14 protein-coding genes are annotated in these 16265 nt (G+C 69.6%); 11 read left to right on the top strand and 3 right to left on the bottom strand.

Features of this window, described 5'->3' with window-relative positions:
- Positions 1-95 precede the first annotated feature (95 nt).
- A complete protein-coding gene (locus NB3_RS26140) occupies positions 96-3518 on the bottom strand; it encodes a serine/threonine-protein kinase (protein ID WP_067808674.1) in 3423 nt (1140 codons plus the stop codon).
- Positions 3519-3801: 283 nt separating this feature from the next.
- On the opposite strand from NB3_RS26140, the gene NB3_RS26135 reads away from it, so the two are divergent.
- The 3 genes from NB3_RS26135 to NB3_RS26125 all read left to right on the top strand — a co-directional run bounded on the left by NB3_RS26135 (position 3802) and on the right by NB3_RS26125 (position 5996).
- A complete protein-coding gene (locus NB3_RS26135; protein WP_067808672.1) occupies positions 3802-4617 on the top strand; it encodes an amidohydrolase family protein in 816 nt (271 codons plus the stop codon).
- 93 nt (positions 4618-4710) lie between these two features.
- Positions 4711-5091, top strand: a complete 381-nt coding sequence (locus NB3_RS26130; protein WP_067808670.1) for a DUF1304 domain-containing protein — start codon at positions 4711-4713, stop codon at positions 5089-5091.
- Between the two features lie 545 nt (positions 5092-5636).
- Entirely contained in the window at positions 5637-5996 is a 360-nt protein-coding gene (locus NB3_RS26125) for a DUF4254 domain-containing protein (RefSeq protein ID WP_067808821.1), read from the top strand.
- A gap of 203 nt (positions 5997-6199) precedes the next feature.
- Here NB3_RS26125 and NB3_RS26120 read toward each other — a convergent pair whose 3' ends face one another.
- Positions 6200-6823 (bottom strand): DUF4126 domain-containing protein, encoded by a 624-nt coding sequence (locus tag NB3_RS26120; RefSeq protein WP_067808668.1) that lies wholly within the window; start codon positions 6821-6823, stop codon positions 6200-6202.
- Positions 6824-6933: 110 nt separating this feature from the next.
- Here NB3_RS26120 and map point away from each other — a divergent pair, with 110 nt between their 5' ends.
- From map to NB3_RS26095, 5 genes are all read left to right on the top strand, one after another.
- Positions 6934-7797, top strand: a complete 864-nt coding sequence (gene map, locus NB3_RS26115; protein ID WP_067808666.1) for a type I methionyl aminopeptidase — start codon at positions 6934-6936, stop codon at positions 7795-7797.
- A 37-nt stretch (positions 7798-7834) separates the two neighbouring features.
- Entirely contained in the window at positions 7835-9373 is a 1539-nt protein-coding gene (locus tag NB3_RS26110; protein ID WP_067808664.1) for a cobyric acid synthase, read from the top strand.
- 86 nt (positions 9374-9459) lie between these two features.
- Positions 9460-9747, top strand: a complete 288-nt coding sequence (locus tag NB3_RS26105; RefSeq protein ID WP_228826967.1) for an AbrB/MazE/SpoVT family DNA-binding domain-containing protein — start codon at positions 9460-9462, stop codon at positions 9745-9747.
- Positions 9744-10136: a type II toxin-antitoxin system VapC family toxin gene (locus NB3_RS26100; RefSeq protein ID WP_039799424.1), complete on the top strand. Its 393-nt coding sequence runs from the start codon at positions 9744-9746 to the stop codon at positions 10134-10136. The genes NB3_RS26105 and NB3_RS26100 overlap by 4 nt, the downstream gene beginning before the upstream one ends.
- 56 nt (positions 10137-10192) lie before the next feature.
- Entirely contained in the window at positions 10193-10756 is a 564-nt protein-coding gene (locus NB3_RS26095) for a hypothetical protein (RefSeq protein WP_067808662.1), read from the top strand.
- Here NB3_RS26095 and NB3_RS26090 read toward each other — a convergent pair.
- Entirely contained in the window at positions 10736-11797 is a 1062-nt protein-coding gene (locus tag NB3_RS26090; RefSeq protein WP_067808660.1) for an alpha/beta hydrolase, read from the bottom strand. The genes NB3_RS26095 and NB3_RS26090 overlap by 21 nt on opposite strands.
- 280 nt (positions 11798-12077) lie before the next feature.
- On the opposite strand from NB3_RS26090, the gene mqo reads away from it, so the two are divergent.
- The 3 genes from mqo to NB3_RS26075 all read left to right on the top strand — a co-directional run bounded on the left by mqo (position 12078) and on the right by NB3_RS26075 (position 16235).
- On the top strand, positions 12078-13607 hold the full coding sequence (gene mqo / locus NB3_RS26085) for a malate dehydrogenase (quinone) (protein ID WP_084823678.1): 1530 nt from the start codon (positions 12078-12080) through the stop codon (positions 13605-13607).
- A gap of 19 nt (positions 13608-13626) precedes the next feature.
- Entirely contained in the window at positions 13627-14082 is a 456-nt protein-coding gene (locus NB3_RS26080) for a GNAT family N-acetyltransferase (protein WP_067808655.1), read from the top strand.
- A 158-nt stretch (positions 14083-14240) separates the two neighbouring features.
- Positions 14241-16235 carry a VWA domain-containing protein gene (locus NB3_RS26075; RefSeq protein ID WP_067808653.1) on the top strand — a complete coding sequence of 665 codons (1995 nt, stop codon included), beginning with the start codon at positions 14241-14243 and terminating at the stop codon, positions 16233-16235.
- The last annotated feature ends 30 nt before the right edge of the window (positions 16236-16265 follow it).

Below are 16265 nucleotides of genomic sequence, written 5' to 3'. Positions count from 1 at the left end.
ACGGCGGAAGGGAGCCGTTGCCGTCGCGGCCGAGTGATGACCGGCTCGCGGGTTCGAGGAAGCGCCGCGGGTGAGCGCAGGAGGCCGATGGTTTCTCAGCGGGCCAGCAACCGGTGCAGGAACGCGGGCGGGATCATCGGTCGTTCCTCGTCCCAGTGGCCTTCGCGCAGGTCGTAGCTCAAGCTGTGCAGCAGCGACATGATCCACGGTCCCTCGTCCAGCAGCGGCCGGATGAGACCCGCGTCCGCGTACCGGATCACGACCGGGACCAGTTCGTCCTTCGCCGCCTCGGTCTTGCCCGACGCGGCGAGGCACGATGCCAGCAGCAGCGACGCCTGGGCCGCGGCGCGCGGGCGTCGATCGGCGTCGATGGAATCCCGCAGCTGCCCGGCGCGCGCGGCAGCGGCGGCGGCTCTCTTGGCGGCTCCCGAACGCAGCAGCATGCGGATCGCGGAATCCTCGCGCATCTCCGCGGCCATCGTGGCGATGCCGCCTTCCCCGGCCGGCGGTTCGGTGACGTAGGTGGCCGTCAGGCCGAGCCGCACCTGCTCGTTGGCCACGCGGGTGGCCAGGCGCGGCAACCTCAGGGCCCGCGCCACCTCGGCGCCTTCGTCCAGCCGTCGCGCGGCGGCGGCCAGGTCACCGCGCAGGGCTTTGATCCGCGCGCCGGTGGCGTAGTTGGCCATCAGCAAGTCGACCGGACCACCCTCGGTGCCGAGTCTGCCCGCCTCGTCGAGCAGGCGCTCGGCAGCGGCGAGCTGGTCGCGTTCGTAGAGCAGCTCGCCGAGCAGCGCGCCGGCCAGACGGGCGGCATACGACCGCGGGCCCGAGGAACTGGTGGATATCTCGACAGCGGTGCGGAAGCTGTGTTCGGCCGTGGCGATGTCGAGCTGTTCCCTGGCCGCGATGCCGACCAGGCAGTGGCTGTACATCAAGGTGAACGTGCTGCGGTTCTTCCGGTAGAAGGGGGTGGCCCAGTCGTTCCACTCCCGTGCTCCCTCGTAGTCGAACTTGCTGATCGCGGAGAACGCGGCGAGGTTGGCGGCCGCGCACAGCGCCCACGGTCCCAACGTGTCGGCCCGGCCGAGACATTTGCCGACAACGGCGTCCAAGCCTTCGGGATGGTCGCCGAAGGCGCGCTCCACGCTCTCGATGAGGTCGGCTTCGAGCGTGAGATCGGGATCGGCGGCCGGATCGCTCTCCAGCGACGCCCGCACCAGCCGTAACGCGGCATGCAGTTCGGTGGGCCGCCGGAGCAGCACATGCGTCCAGGCGACGCCGACCTGGAGCATGGGACGGGTCGCGGCGAGGGCGGGCGGGAGTTTGGCGAGCAGTCCCAGGAACGTGGCGAGCTGCCCGTCCTGCACCAGAGCGCGGGATTTCGCCTCGAGCAGGTCGACCGCCATGTCGCCGTCGTCCGCGGCAAGCGCGTGGTCGATGGCCTCGCTGAGCATCCCGTGGTCGCCGAACCACGAGGCCGCCTTGCAGTGCAGTTCGGGCACTCGCTCGGGATCGTCGCGCTCGAGTCGCTGACGCAGGAACTCCGCGAAGAGATGGTGGTAGCGGAACCATTCGCCGCTGTCGTCGACGCGGCGCAGGAACAGGTTACGGCGTTCGAGATTCTCCAGCAGGGACTGCCCGTGCGGCATCCCGGTCAGCGCTGTCGCGAGGCTGCCGGAGATCCGGTCGGGAAGGGAGGTGGCGAGCAGGACCTCCCGCAGTTCGGGCTCGACGGTGTCGAGCACGTTCTCGGCCAGATATTCCGCGATGGCGTGGTGACGCCCGGACAGATGGGCGATCAGCGAGGCCGGATCGGGGTGCTCGCGCAGCGACAGCGAGGCCAGCTGCAGCGCCGCCGCCCAGCCCTCGGTGTAGTCGCGCAACTCCGCGCTCTCGGTGTCGGCCAGGGTGAGGCCGGTCTGCTCGGTGAGGAAGGCCTGCGCCTCGTCGGCGTCGAAACGCAATGCGGCGGCGTCGATTTCGACGAGTTGATGTCGAACGCGCAGGGTGCCGATCGGCAGGCCCTCCAGCGATCGGCTGGTCAGGATGATCTGCAGGTGCCGCGGACCCTGCTCGATCAGGTAGAGCAGGGCGTCGACGGCGGCGGGATCGGTGATCCGGTCCCAGTCGTCGATCACCAGGGCGAATCGCTCGTCGCCTTCGTCGATGGCGTTGATCAGCGTGGTGAGCACGTAGCGCGCGGCGGTGGTGTCGCCCTCTTCCAGGACCGGGGCCAAGCCGGGCGCCAGCGTGGGGCGCACGCGGTTGAACGCCTCGATCAGGTGGGTGAGCAACCAGACCACGTTGTTGTCGTCGCGGTCGACGTTCAACCAGGCCACCGCCACTTTCTCGGTGTCGGCGAGACGCTTGGCCCACTGGGCCGCCAGCGTGCTCTTGCCGAACCCGGCCGGTGCGTGGATGACGGCGAGGCGGGGCCGCGGCTCGGTCTGCAACGCGTTGATCAGGCGTTCGCGCTGGACCAGCGGGCGGGTGGACATGGCGGGGCGGAACTTGGTCTCCGGTGTCGGCGGTGTCTTGGGGTGCGGAGTGGGAAAACGCGCGGTGGCGGTCAAAGGCCGGGTGCTGAGGTCCTCGGGCGCGGGCTGCGCGCCCGCGGGCAGGGTCATCTGCTCGACCGGCATGTCGTTGCCGCGCTGGAACTCGCGCAGCATCTCGCCGAACGCGGCGGCCGAGGGCGGCCGATCCGCGGGATTGTGCGCCATGCTGGCCTCGATGGCGGCCGCGACCTCGTCGGGGATGCCGTCGAGCCGCAGGTCCGGCAGCGGGTCGGCGGAGATGCGCAGGAACTGCGCGACGATCTGCTCGCCGGAACGGCGCTCGAAGGCGGCGTGACCGGTGATCATGGCGAACAGCGTCGCGCCGAGACCGTAGACGTCCGAGGCCACCGAGGGAACGCCGGAGCGCAGCACCTCCGGCGCGGTGAACGCGGGCGAGCCGGTCACCACTCCCGTTGTGGTCTCGAAACCGCCTTCGACACGGGCGATCCCGAAATCGGTCAATTGCGGCTCGCCGTAGTCGGTGAGCAGGACATTCCCCGGTTTGATGTCGCGGTGCAGGATGCCGGCCCGGTGCGCGGTCTCCAGAGCGCCCGCCAGCTTGACGGTGATCGCGACCGCCTCGGGTAACGGCAGGAAGCCTTCCCGGCGGATGCGGTTCTCCAGCGAACCGCGCGCGTGATACGGCATCACCAGGTAGGGGCGTCCGCTGCGGGTGGTGCCCACTTGCAGGATCGGCACGATGTTCGGATGCCCGGACAAAGCGCCCATGGCCTGCTGCTCGCGCAGGAAACGCTCGACGTTCTCCGGCTCCAGATCGGGGCGCGCGGTGAGGACCTTGACCGCGACGCTGCGGTTCAGCGCCCGCTGCCTGCAGCGGTAGACGACACCGAACCCGCCCTTGCCGATCACCTCGGGGTCGTCGAGACCCGCGCCCTCCAGTTCCCGCTCGATACCTGGAGGCCGATCGTGCTGTGTGGCGAACGGGTCCGAACCTGCCATGGCCCTGCTCTGTGTCGTATGTCTTCGGTACTGCGGTTTGATACCCAGTTTATGCCCAGCGAATCCTACCGCCGGTTATTACGCCTGATATAGACCATGAGGTAGAGCGGGCATTGCCGCCGGGCTTTCGCCCGTAGGTCGGCTGCGGCAGCCGCGACTCGGCAATCTGTGCTCGGCGCGGTGGGAATCGCTGTCGCGCAGTGCTTGTCGCCGGGGCGAGGGGCTGGAGCGAACGTCATCGCGGCGGTGTCCGAGCAGCTATGACGTGTGTCAGAATCCGCGCATGACCATCGACGTCTGGGCGCAGCATCCGACTCGGCGATTCCTCGCCCACGACATGTTCGCCTCGCTCCGGCGGTGGACCGGCGCCGTGATACCCACCGACGAGATCCCGCTGTCGTTCACCTTGGACGCGATGGACGCCGCAGGCGTCGAACGAGCGCTCATCTCGGCGTGGCACGCGCCGGAAGGCGTTCTCATCTCCAACGACGAGGTCGCGGCCTGGGCGGCCGAGGCGCCGGAGCGCCTGCTTCCCATCGCGTCGGTGGATCTGCGCAGGCCGATGGACGCGGTACGGGAACTGCGCCGCCGCGTGGACGAAGGCTTCAAGGGGCTGCGGGTGCTCCCCTGGCTGTGGGAGGCGCCGCCGACCGATCGGCGCTTCTACCCGTTGTTCGCGGCGTGCGTCGACTTGGGCATTCCATTCTGTACTCAGGTAGGGCACACCGGACCCTTGCGGCCGTCGGAAACCGGGCGTCCCATCCCGTACATCGATCAGGTGGCGCTCGACTTCCCGGAGTTGACGATCGTCTGTGGGCACATCGGCTATCCGTGGACCGAGGAGATGATCGCGGTCGCGCGCAAGCACGAGAACGTCGTCATCGATACCTCGGCGTACACGACCAAACGCCTTCCGCCGGAACTGGTGTCGTACCTGAAGTCCGGAAGCGGCCGTCACAAGGTGCTGTTCGGCACGAATTATCCGATGATCTTCCCGCAACACGCGCTCGACGGCCTCGCCGCTCTCGGCCTGGACGACGAGACTCGCGGGCTTTACCTGGGCGGCAATGCGCGACGGGTTTTCGGACTGGCCGGTTGACCGAATTACCCGGCGGCGTGTCGGCGGCGGGTTTGCGCGGCGTTTCTCGCCTCGGGCCATAAAATTCCCCGGCGCGCATCGTGAGGAGGTCGAATGCTCTGGGTCGTACAGGTGTTCGCCGTCGCGGCCGCCCTGCTCCATGTCGGCATCTTCGTCATGGAGTCCGTGCGGTTCGGCGACCCCAAGGTGTACCAAGGGGTCTTCCGGGTTTCCGTCGCCGAGCTGCCCGCGGCGCGGCCGTGGGCGTTCAATCAGGGTTTCTACAACCTGTTTCTCGCGGTGACGACGCTGGTCGGCGTAGCGATCCTGCGGACGGCGCCGGAGGCGGGATGGGCGCTGGTGCTCGCAGGCTGCGGGTCGATGCTGGCCGCGGCGGTGGTGCTGGTGGCACACGACCGCCGGTTCGCCAGAGGCGCGGTGGTGCAGGGCGCGCTACCCGCGCTGACCTTGCTCGCCGCCGTGACCCAGCTGTAACCCCACCCGCGTGGCCGGCGGGCGGCGGTGGACCGTTGGGGCGCTTCGAAATCGGTGTGACCGCGCGGTTGCTCCTGCGCGGATTTCGACGTCGCGGGGGAGATCGGCAGCGCGTTCTCGGCTACCGAAGGTGCACGGCGGTGGGCGAATTCGTCCGCGCCGGTCGGCGAACCGCCGCGCGGAGGGCGGAAAGACGGTGCCGCTCGTCATCGCCGATCGGCGCCGGACGCGCTCGTCCCGTGCGCCGAAAAAGGTTGCGACCGGTCTGCTCTGGGCGTCCACGCGTCGTCAGCGGCCCTTGACCGCAGAAATGCAGACGCAATCTTGCGTTCTTGCATCTGTACGTGCATGATCCAGCTAGCCTAGTTGTGACAACCCATCCGATGGCCGGGATAACCGAATCGAGAGCCAATTATGTTGGTACAAACAGCGTTGGGGTCGGGTCAATTCGGAGTGTGGCGGTGAGCGCGCCGACGGTCGGCGCCTTACCGACCGCGCCGCAATTGTTGTGTGCTTTCCAGGGGCGGCGTTTCCAAGACCGGGAACTGCTGCGGTCCGCACACGCGCTCGCCGAGTTGCACCAGCGCCGCGCGCAGGTGATGGATACCGCACTCGTCGCCGAGATCGACTGCAGGCGCCGCGAACTGGTCGACGAGATCAACGACTGGGTCGCGCAGGAGATCCCGCAGCATCGCAACGGGTCCTCGCTGCACACCGAAAGCCTGGGCGCCGTGGTCGACCGGATGGCGCGTAGCTGGGTGGACGCCAATCAGGTCATCCACTCCGAGGGCGGGGGCAGCGACAACACCCATAAACACTGGTATCAACTAGCCGAACTCGTCGACGGGTACACTGACCTGGTAACCGACGTGGCCGGTGGCCGCCGCCGTTTGCCCGAACAATGAGTTCGTCGCGACGGTGGTCTCGTCCGCGGTAGTGACACTGCCCCGCAGCGTCACTCGTCCGAATGGCGACGTCCCGGCGGCCGAGTCCCGCGACCGTGGCTCCAGCCGGGCGCTCTTGTCGCCGGCACAGTGACGGCGGGCGCAACGGGGCGCCCCGCCCGGCGTGCCGCGTGGTCGACTGGCGCGGCACGCCCGTGACGGATTCACCCGCGTGGCAACTGTTCAGCGACTGCTACTTCTTGGCCGGTGCGCGCTGCCCTGCGGGTGCGGCGCCGGCGCAGGTAGCGCCGGATCCGGCTCGCGCAGAAGTACACCAGCGCCAGACCGACGACGAGCAGCACCCCCGCGATCACCGCCGCCGCGAGCGGATGGAACACCGCCAGCGTGACCACGCCCGCGACGGTCACGTCCTCGGCGGTGCTGACCACGATATTGCTGGCGGGCTCGGGGGAGGTGTTGACCGCCATGCGGGTTCCCGCCTTCACCAAGTGGCTCACCAGCGCGGCCGTGCCGCCGACCGCGCCCGCGGCGAGTTGGGGCAGCGAACCGTCCTGGCCGGCCAGCAGAGCCGCGACCACGGCGCCCGCGACCGGCCGCACCACGGTGTGCACCGCGTCCCAGAACGAGTCGAGATACGGGATCTTGTCCGCCACGGCCTCGATCAAGAACAACGCCGCCGCCGCGACCAGGACATCGGTGCGCTGCAAACCTTCCGGCACCGCATCGGCGAATCCGAACCGGCCGAGGAGACCGAGCAGCAGGACCACCGCGTAGGCGTTGATGCCGCTGGCCCAGCCTGCGGTGAAGATGAGAGGGAGTGCGGACACGAGCCCATGGTAGGGCGACGGGGTGACAGCGCGCCCGAACCGGACCGTGGTCCGACGCTGTTCCCGCTGGCCCTCGGCATCGGCGTGGTCGGCCGATTACGCTGTTCGCTATGTCTGTCCGCACTCGCAAGCCCCTCGTCCCGGGCACGCTGTCGCCCACCCGTGAAGTCCCGCGCGCCATCGAGCGCCCGGAATACGCGTGGAAAAAGACCGCCAACGAGGGACGCGAGCCCTGGGTGCAGACCGCGGAGACGATCGAGAAGATGCGCATCGCGGGCAAGATCGCGGCGCAGGCGCTGGAAGAGGCGGGCAAGGCGGTCGCGCCCGGCGTCACCACCGACGAGCTGGACCGCATCGCGCACGAGTACATGTGCGACCACGGCGCCTACCCGTCCACCCTCGGTTACAAGGGGTTCCCGAAGTCGTGCTGCACCTCGCTCAACGAGGTCATCTGCCACGGCATCCCGGACTCGACCGTGATCGAGGACGGCGACATCGTCAACATCGACGTCACCGCCTACATCAACGGCGTGCACGGCGACACCAACAAGACCTTCCTCGCCGGTGACGTCGACGAGGAGGTGCGCCTGCTGGTAGAGCGGACCGAAGAGGCCACCATGCGGGCGATCAAAGCCGTGCGGCCCGGCCGGGCGCTGAACGTGATCGGCCGTGTCATCGAGTCCTACGCCAATCGTTTCGGCTACGGCGTGGTGCGCGACTTCACCGGCCACGGTGTCGGCCCGACCTTCCACAGCGGGCTGGTGGTGCTGCACTACGACCAGCCCGCGGTGGAGACCGTCATCGAACCGGGCATGACGTTCACCATCGAGCCGATGATCAATCTCGGCGGCATCGACTACGAGATCTGGGACGACGGCTGGACCGTGGTCACCAAGGACCGCAAGTGGACCGCGCAGTTCGAGCACACCTTGGTCGTCACCGAGTCCGGGGCCGAGATCCTGACCCTCCCGTGACCGGCGCTGCGGCCGCGCTCCGGAAGACCGGCCTGCGATGAAGGGCGCGTTACTGGTCGCCGGCACGACCTCGGACGCGGGGAAGAGCGTCGTCGTGGCCGGGATCTGCCGGATGCTGGCGCGGCGCGGCGTGCGCGTCGCGCCGTTCAAGGCGCAGAACATGTCGAACAACTCCGTGGTGACGCTCGACGGCGGGGAGATCGGGCGTGCCCAGGCGCTGCAGGCCCAGGCGTGCGGGCTGGAGCCGAGCGTGCGGTTCAATCCCGTCCTGCTTAAGCCGGGCAGCGACCGCCGCTCCCAGCTGGTGGTGCGGGGCAGGGCGATCGGCACGGTCGGCGCCGAGGACTATTTCCAGCATCGGCGCCGGTTGCGCGAAGTGGTGGCCGCCGAGCTGGCCGCGCTGCGCGCCGAATTCGACGTGGTCGTCTGCGAGGGCGCCGGATCGCCCGCCGAGATCAACCTGCGCGCGACGGATCTGGCGAACATGGGTCTCGCGCGCGCGGCCGAGCTGCCGGTGCTGCTGGTGGGGGACATCGATCGCGGCGGCGTGCTCGCGCATCTGTTCGGCACCGTGGCCGTCCTCGAGCCCGAAGACCAGCGCTTGATCTGCGGTTTCATCGTCAACAAGTTCCGCGGCGCGGTGGAACTGCTGCGGCCGGGGCTGGAGCGTCTCACCGAACTCACCGGCCGCCCGACCCTCGGCGTGCTGCCGTACGCCGATGACCTCTGGATCGATGCGGAGGACTCGCTGGGCACCGTCGCCGACGCCCCGGTCGGCCGCCCCCGGCCGCCGGTGGGCGGCGAATGGCTGACCGTCGCCGCGATCCGGCTGCCGCGCATCTCCAACTCCACCGACGTCGAGGCGCTGGCCTGCGAACCCGGCGTCGCGGTGCGCTGGGTGAGCGAGCCGTCCCGGCTGGCGGACGCCGATCTGGTGGTGCTGCCCGGCAGCAAGGCGACGGTGTCGGATCTGCGCTGGCTGCGGCGTACCGGCATCGCCGACGCGCTGGTGGCGCGGGCCGCGGCGGGCCGGCCCATCCTTGGTGTGTGCGGCGGTTATCAGATGCTCGGCACCCGCGTTCTGGACCGCGTCGAGTCCGGCGCCGGTGCGGTGGACGGGCTCGGACTGCTCGATCTGACCGTCGAATTCGCCGACCCGAAGGTGTTGCGCCGCAGTGCCGGGCACGCCGCGGGAGTCGCCGTGCGCGGCTACGAGATCCACCACGGCCGCGTCACCCACCGCGGCGACCCGGCGTGGCTCACCGTCGACGGCGAGCCGGAGGGCAGCGTCCGCGGCGCGGTGTGGGGCACGCACCTGCACGGGCTGCTGGAATCGGACGAATTCCGCCGCACCTGGCTGCGTACCGTCGCCGCGGCCGCGGGGCGGTCGGGTTTCGTTGTGGCCGAGAAAGTCTCGGTCGCGGCGGTGCGCGCCGCGCAACTCGATCTGCTGGCCGATCTGATCGAAGCCCATCTCGACCTCGCCGCGCTCGAGCGCCTGCTGGCCGATGGCGCGCCCGCCGATCTGCCGATCCTGGCCACCGACCTGCTCCTGGCGAGCGACCGTATCGGTTGACGAGAGCGACAGCGCGCCTTACCTTGCAGTAAGGAATTCGGCTCCAGGTAAGGCGAGTCGAGCGAGTGCGGTCGGGTGCGAGGATGATGGCGGCGGAGAAGAGACCCAACAGCCGAGGGGGCAATGTGGTGTCGGCGACGGTGACCAGCAAGGGCCAGATCACCATCCCGATCGACGTGCGTGTGGCGATGGGATTGCGCACCGGCGTGCGGGTCGCCTTCGTTCCCACGCCCACCGGCACCTATGAACTGGTGCCGGAAACGCGCACGATCAAGTCGCTCAAAGGCATCGTCGGCTGGTCCGGCTCGCCGATCGGCCTCGCGGAGATGAACGAGGCCATCGCGGGCAACGTGGTGGAAGGGAAGGCGCGATGATCGGCTTGGACGCGAATGTGCTGATCCGCTACCTCACCCAGGACGACCCGGAGCAGTCCGCCCGCGCCAATCAGGTGATCGACGGGCTCAGCGAGAGCAAACCCGGCTACGTCACCATGATCGTGCTCGCCGAGATCCACTGGGTGCTGCGCCGCGGCTACAAGCAGGACCCGGAAGCCGTCACCGACGTGCTGCTCGGCCTGCTGGACTCCAGCGAGATCGTGGTCGAGCGCGCCGACACCGTGCGCCAGGCGCTGCGCCGGGCCGCCGACGGCGCGGACTTCGCCGACGCGCTGATCCAGCAGCTCGGTCAGGAGGCCGGGTGTGAGCTGACCGTCACCTTCGATCACAACGCGGGTGAGCGGGCCGGGATGCGCCTGCTCGCCTGAATCCGCCACCCCCGACCCGCCGCCACCGCGCACCGAGCCGTGTAGCGTGAATCGGCATGGAATCTCGGCAGATCACGGTGGGTGACCGGGCGTGGACCGTGCGGATCGACGGGCCGGAATCCCGGCACAGCGTGCTGCTGCTGCCCGACACGGGCGAGCAGGCGGACGTCTTCGACCAGGTGTGCGCCCGCCTGCACACCTCCGATCTGCGCACCTTCGCGGTGGAATCGATCGAGGGTCTCGACCCGGCCGGTGTGACCGCGATCCTCGACGAGCTGAAGCTGCCCTGGGTGAACGTGGCCGGGTGCGGCGCGGGCGCGGTGCTGGCCTGGCAGGCGTGCGCACGCGGCTTCGGCCGCTTCCAGAGCCTGGTCGTGGCCGATCGCGGCCACCCCGCGACGCCCGGCGCCGACGGAACGGTCGCGGACGCGACCACCGGCCCGGTGGAGGTGCCGACCACGCTTCTGGTGACCAAGAATCTGCCGCGCTCGGTGGCCGACACGTCGGGCCGGTTCGTCTACGGCGAATTCCGGGTGGTCGAGGTCGACGTCACCAACGTGGCCACCGAAGCCGACCACGAGCTGGCCACCGAGATCGTGCTACGCACCAGCCTCTGGTGACTTCGCGGCCTGGTAGCCCGCGAGCCAGTCCAGCCAGCTGTCGAGCTCGGCGAACGCCTGTGCCAGCGGTTCCGGGCCGGAGAGGAACACGTCGTGCTTGGCGCCGTCGATCGGCACCATGTTGGTGCGGTCGCCCAGGCAGCCCGACCAGCGCTGGATCTGCTTGACGTCGAGCACCGCGTCGGCCACGTCGACGGCGGGACCGTACCGCCTGGCGAACTTGGTCATCCGGGAGCGCAGGATCAGCGAGGGCACCCCGATGTCGAGGCCCTGGTGCAGCCGCGCGTGGCCGTTGCGGATCGCGCGCAGCCAGCCGAACCGGACGGGGAAGCCGTGCAACGGCTTCCAGTCCAGGTTGTAATCCCACGTGCCCGACACCGAGTGGTGCAGGCTGTCGCCGTAGGTGCTGACCTTGCCGCCGGGCAGCTGCACCATCCTCCGGAACCGTCCGACCGCCTTGATGATGGGCGTACCGATGGTCCGGTAGTAGGAGGGGCCCTGCAGGTCGAACCACGGGCTGTTGAGCACCACGCCGGTGATGCCGGCGGCCGCCGTCCCGCGGTCGCGGTTGAGCCGGTCCAGCCACAGCGGCACGACCAGGCCGCCGGTGGAGTGGGCGTTGAGCACCACGGGAGCGCCGGTCTCCGCGCGGACGATCCGCAGCGACTCCTCCAGCTCCCGGTCGTAGAAAGCGAGATCCGTCACATAGTGCGGCGTGTGTCCGTCGCGCAGCGACCGTCCGCATTTGCGCAGGTCGAGCGCGTAGAACTGGAACCCGCGCGCGGCGAAGTGCTCGGCGAGATGCTCCTGGAAGAAGTAATCGGTGAAACCGTGGACGTAGAGCACCGCGCCCGCGGTCTGTTCGACGGCGCCGGAGGGCACGTAGCGCACCAGCGTGGCGACCACCTCGCCCTCGCCGTCGGGATCGGGGCCCAGCGGCAGCGTGCGCTGCTGGTAGTGCGGACCCAGGACGTCGGGGCGCCAGCCATCGCCATCCGGAGTGGTGCCGACCGGCTCGGCAAGCGACTGTTCGTTCGTCACGCGACCAATCTATTGGACGGTGTCAACCGCTGGCAGGTGGCGGCCGTCGCCCGACCGGCGAAGTGACGATCGTCTCTGTCGCATTCCGCACAATCAGCAGGTTCGTTGCGGGATGGGGGCGTGGTGAGGTGCACAATTGGGCATAGGTGAACGACGGGTAACCTAACTCCCGCCATGCCGTTCGGGACCGGCGGACGCCGGAACCGAGCCACAACTACACCGTGCCCAGGCTGGTCCACCCGCCCGGTGGGCCCGCGCAGACAAGGAAGTCGATCTACCCGTGCCGAACGCTGCCGTGACTGAAAAGACCGATGTAGTACTCATCGGTGCCGGGATCATGAGTGCCACTCTCGGCGCGCTGCTGCGGCAGCTGCAGCCGGACTGGTCGATCTCCCTGTTCGAGCGCCTCGACGCCGCCGCGGCGGAGAGCAGCGATCCGTGGAACAACGCGGGCACCGGGCACTCCGCGCTGTGCGAGCTGAACTACAGCCCGCAGGCGTCCGACGGCTCCGTGGACATCACCAAGGCCGTCGACATCAACGAGCGTTTCCAGGTGTCCCGGCAGTTCTGGTCCTACGGCGTGGAGAACGGCATCCTGCGCGATCCGTCCGCGTTCATCAACCCCATCCCGCACGTCAGCTTCGTGCACGGCGCCGACAACGTGGAGTACCTGCGCAAGCGGTACGAGGCGCTGGCGCCGCACCCGCTGTTCGAGGGCATGGAGTACATCGACAGCCCCGACGAGTTCTCCCGCCGCCTGCCGCTCATGGCGCGCGGACGCGACTTCTCCGACCCGATCGCGCTGAACTGGACCGACGGCGGCACCGACATCGACTTCGGCTCGCTCACCCAGGAACTGCTCGCCTACCTCGGCGCGTCCGGCGCCGACCTGGCCTTCGGGCACGAGGTGCGCGATCTGGCCAAACAGTCCGACGGATCATGGGTGGTCACGGTCCGCAACGTGCGCACCCGCGAAACCCGCAAGCTGATCAGCAAATTCGTCTTCGTCGGCGCGGGCGGCGGCGCGCTGCCGCTGCTGCAGAAGGCGGGCATCAAGGAGGCGAAGGGCTTCGGCGGCTTCCCGGTGAGCGGTCAGTTCTTCCGCTGCGTCAACCCGGCGCTGATCGACCAGCACGAGGCCAAGGTGTACGGCAAGGCCGCGGTCGGCGCACCGCCGATGTCGGTGCCGCACTTGGATACTCGCGTCATCAAGGGCAAGCCTGGCCTGCTGTTCGGCCCGTACGCGGGCTGGACGCCGAAGTTCCTCAAGGACGGCAAGAACACCGACCTGTTCAAGTCGGTGCGGCCGAACAACATCTTCTCGCTGCTCGGCGTCGGCGTCACCGAGCTGGGCCTGACCAAGTACCTGGTCAGCGAGCTGCTGAAGTCGCAGGCGGGCAAGGTGGTCACGCTGTCGGAGTTCATCCCGCGCGCCGAGGCCAAGGACTGGGAGCTGATCACCGCCGGTCAGCGCGTGCAGGTGATCCGCCGCAAGGGCGTCGGCGGCGTGCTCGAGTTCGGCACCGCCGTGATCGCCGCGCAGGACGGCACGATCGCCGGTCTGCTCGGCGCGTCCCCCGGTGCCTCCACCTGCGTCACCGCCATGCTGGACGTGCTACAGCGGTGCTTCCCGCAGGAGTACGCCGCGTGGACGCCGAAGCTGAAGGAGATGGTGCCCTCGCTGGGCGTGAAGCTCTCCGAAGACCCGGCTCTGTTCCACGAAGTGTGGGATTGGACGTCGAAGGCGCTCAACCTCGTCGACGGCGGCGACAACACGCCGCGACGTGCAGGGGTCGCGGCGAACGCCTAGGTTGTGATAGCAAGGCGCGATGATGTCAACGGTTGCTCTCAAACGCTCCTGGGCGCAGGATCTCGATACCGCGACGCTCTACCAGCTGTTGAAACTTCGCGTCGAAGTCTTCGTCGTCGAACAGAAGTGCGCGTACCCCGAACTGGACGGGAAGGACCTGCTCCCCGAGACCAGGCACTTCTGGCTCGATGACGAGGGCGACGTCATCGCCACGCTGCGGTTGTGCGAGGAGCACCGCGACGGTGTGAAGAGTTTCCGCATCGGCAGGCTCTGCACCGCGGCGCCCGCCCGCGGGCACGGATACACCACGCGACTGCTGCAGGCGGCGCTGGCCGAGGTCGGCTCCGCGACGGTGCGCCTGAGCGCCCAGAGCTACCTGATCGACCTGTACACCAAGCACGGCTTCAAGGTCGACGGCCCGGAATTCGAGGAAGACGGCATCCCCCACGTGCCGATGCGCAGGGGAGGCGAGTAGCCCTCCCACCCGCCATTCGCACCCGCTCCGGAAGTGTCCGGGGCGGGTGCGGCGCTTTTCGGGTCCTGCCCGCATCGGTTCTGAATCGAAGGGCACTGTCGGTGGGGTGAAGGGCGCGTGCTTAGAGTTGGGGCGTGTCCTTGTCCCATGCCGAAACAGTGCCGACGCCCGAGCAGCATCGCCGTACTCGTCCGGGTTCGGACGGGGAGGCCGGATTCCCGTTCTCGGCGGTGGTCGGGCAGGAGCGGCTGCAACTGGCGTTGATCCTGTGCGCGGTGCATCCCGGTATCGGCGGCGTGCTGGTGCGCGGCGAGAAGGGCACCGCGAAGTCGACCGTGGTGCGCGCGCTGGCACAGCTGCTGCCGCCGGTGGTGGACGAGACCGGCGCGCGGCCCGCTCGCTTGGTGGAGTTGCCGGTCGGCGCGACCGAGGACCGCGTGGTCGGCTCGCTGGATCTGGAGCGGGTGCTGCGCGACGGGGAGCAGGCGTTCCGTCCCGGCCTGCTGGCCGCCGCCCATCACGGTGTGCTGTATGTCGACGAGGTCAACCTGCTGCACGACCATCTGGTGGACGTGCTGCTCGACGCCGCGGCGATGGGCCGGGTGCATATCGAGCGCGACGGCGTGTCGCATTCGCATCCGGCGCGATTCGTGCTGGTCGGCACCATGAACCCGGAGGAGGGTGAGCTGCGTCCGCAGTTGCTGGACCGGTTCGGCCTGACCGTGGATGTGGCCGCCTCGCGGAACGTGGACGTGCGGATGGCGGTGGTGCGCCGCAGGCTGGACTACGAAGCCGACCCGGCCGGGTTCGCCGCCGCGTACGCCGAGGCCGACCGCGAGGTGGCCGAGCGCATCCTCGCCGCCCGCGACCGGTTGGGGCAGGTGGCGCTCGACGATGTGGAGCTGCGCCGGATCGCCGCGCTGTGCGCCGCGTTCGACGTCGACGGCATGCGCGCCGATCTGGTCGTCGCGCGCACCGCGACGGCGCATGCCGCCTGGCGCGGCGCCGACGCGGTGACCGAGGACGACGTGCGGGTGGCCGCCGAGCTGGCGCTGCCGCACCGCCGCAGGCGAGATCCGTTCGACGAGCCGGGCATCAGCGAGCAACAGCTCGACGACGCCATGCGCGACGCCGCCGCGGAGGCGCGACGCGACCAGCCGCCGTCCCCTCCGCAGGATGCCGAGGAGACGGACGCGGTGGCGGACGAAAGGGGAGAGTCTCCCGACGACGGCCCCGACGATCCCACACCGACCGACGGCGGCCCCGAAGACCCGTCGCCGCCGGAGGGGCCGGGCGGCGGGCGTTCGGGGGAAGGTCGCACCGGCACACCGGTTTCCGCCGGCGCGCGCACACCGCGCTGGGAGGTGCCCGGTGTCGGCGAGGGCGCTCCGGGACGCCGGTCTCGCGCGGAATCCCGGCACGGGCGAGTAGTGCGTTCCAGCACCGACACCTCCGCAGGCTTGCACCTGCTCGGCACCGTGCTCGCGGCCGCGCCGAAGCAGCGGGCGCGCGGACGGGGCGCCGGGCCGCTGCGGCTGGCCGCCGAGGACCTCCGTGGCGCGTACCGGGAGGGCCGCGAGGGGAATCTGGTCGTGTTCGTCGTCGACGCGTCCGGTTCCATGGCCGCCCGCGACCGTTTGTCCGCGGTCACCGGCGCGGTGGTCACGCTGCTGCGCGATGCCTACCAGCGCAGGGACAAGGTCGCCGTCGTCAGCGTGCGCGGCGCGGAGGCCGAACTCGTGTTGCCGCCCACCTCGTCGGTCGACATCGCGGTGCGGCGGTTGTCCGGGATGCGCACGGGCGGGAAGACGCCGCTGGCGGCGGGCCTGCTGAAGGCGCGTGAGGTGGTGCTGCGCGAGCACGTGCGTGATCCCCGGCGCAGGCCCATGCTGGTGCTGCTCACCGACGGTCGCGCCACGGGTGGCGCCGACCCGGTTCCGCGCGCCCGCGCCGCGGCCCGCTTGCTGGCCGCGGACGCGGTCACCTCGATCGTCGTCGACTGCGAACGCGGCATGATCCGCCTCGGTCTCGCCGCGGACCTCGCTCGCGAGCTGCGCGGCGGATACCTCCGATTGGCCGAGCTGACCGGCGACTCGGTCGCCGATGTCGTCCGTTCGAGTACCGGTACGTCGCGCGCGGCTCGTGCGGCTTGAGCGCGACTTCCGGACGGAGTGATCCGAAGA

Origin of the sequence: Nocardia beijingensis NBRC 16342 (genome assembly GCF_001612785.1) — a bacterium.
Taxonomy (GTDB): Bacteria; Actinomycetota; Actinomycetes; order Mycobacteriales; family Mycobacteriaceae; genus Nocardia; species Nocardia beijingensis.
The sequence above is the reverse complement of the archived record's forward strand: the minus strand, read 5'-3'. Positions and strand labels throughout refer to the sequence as shown.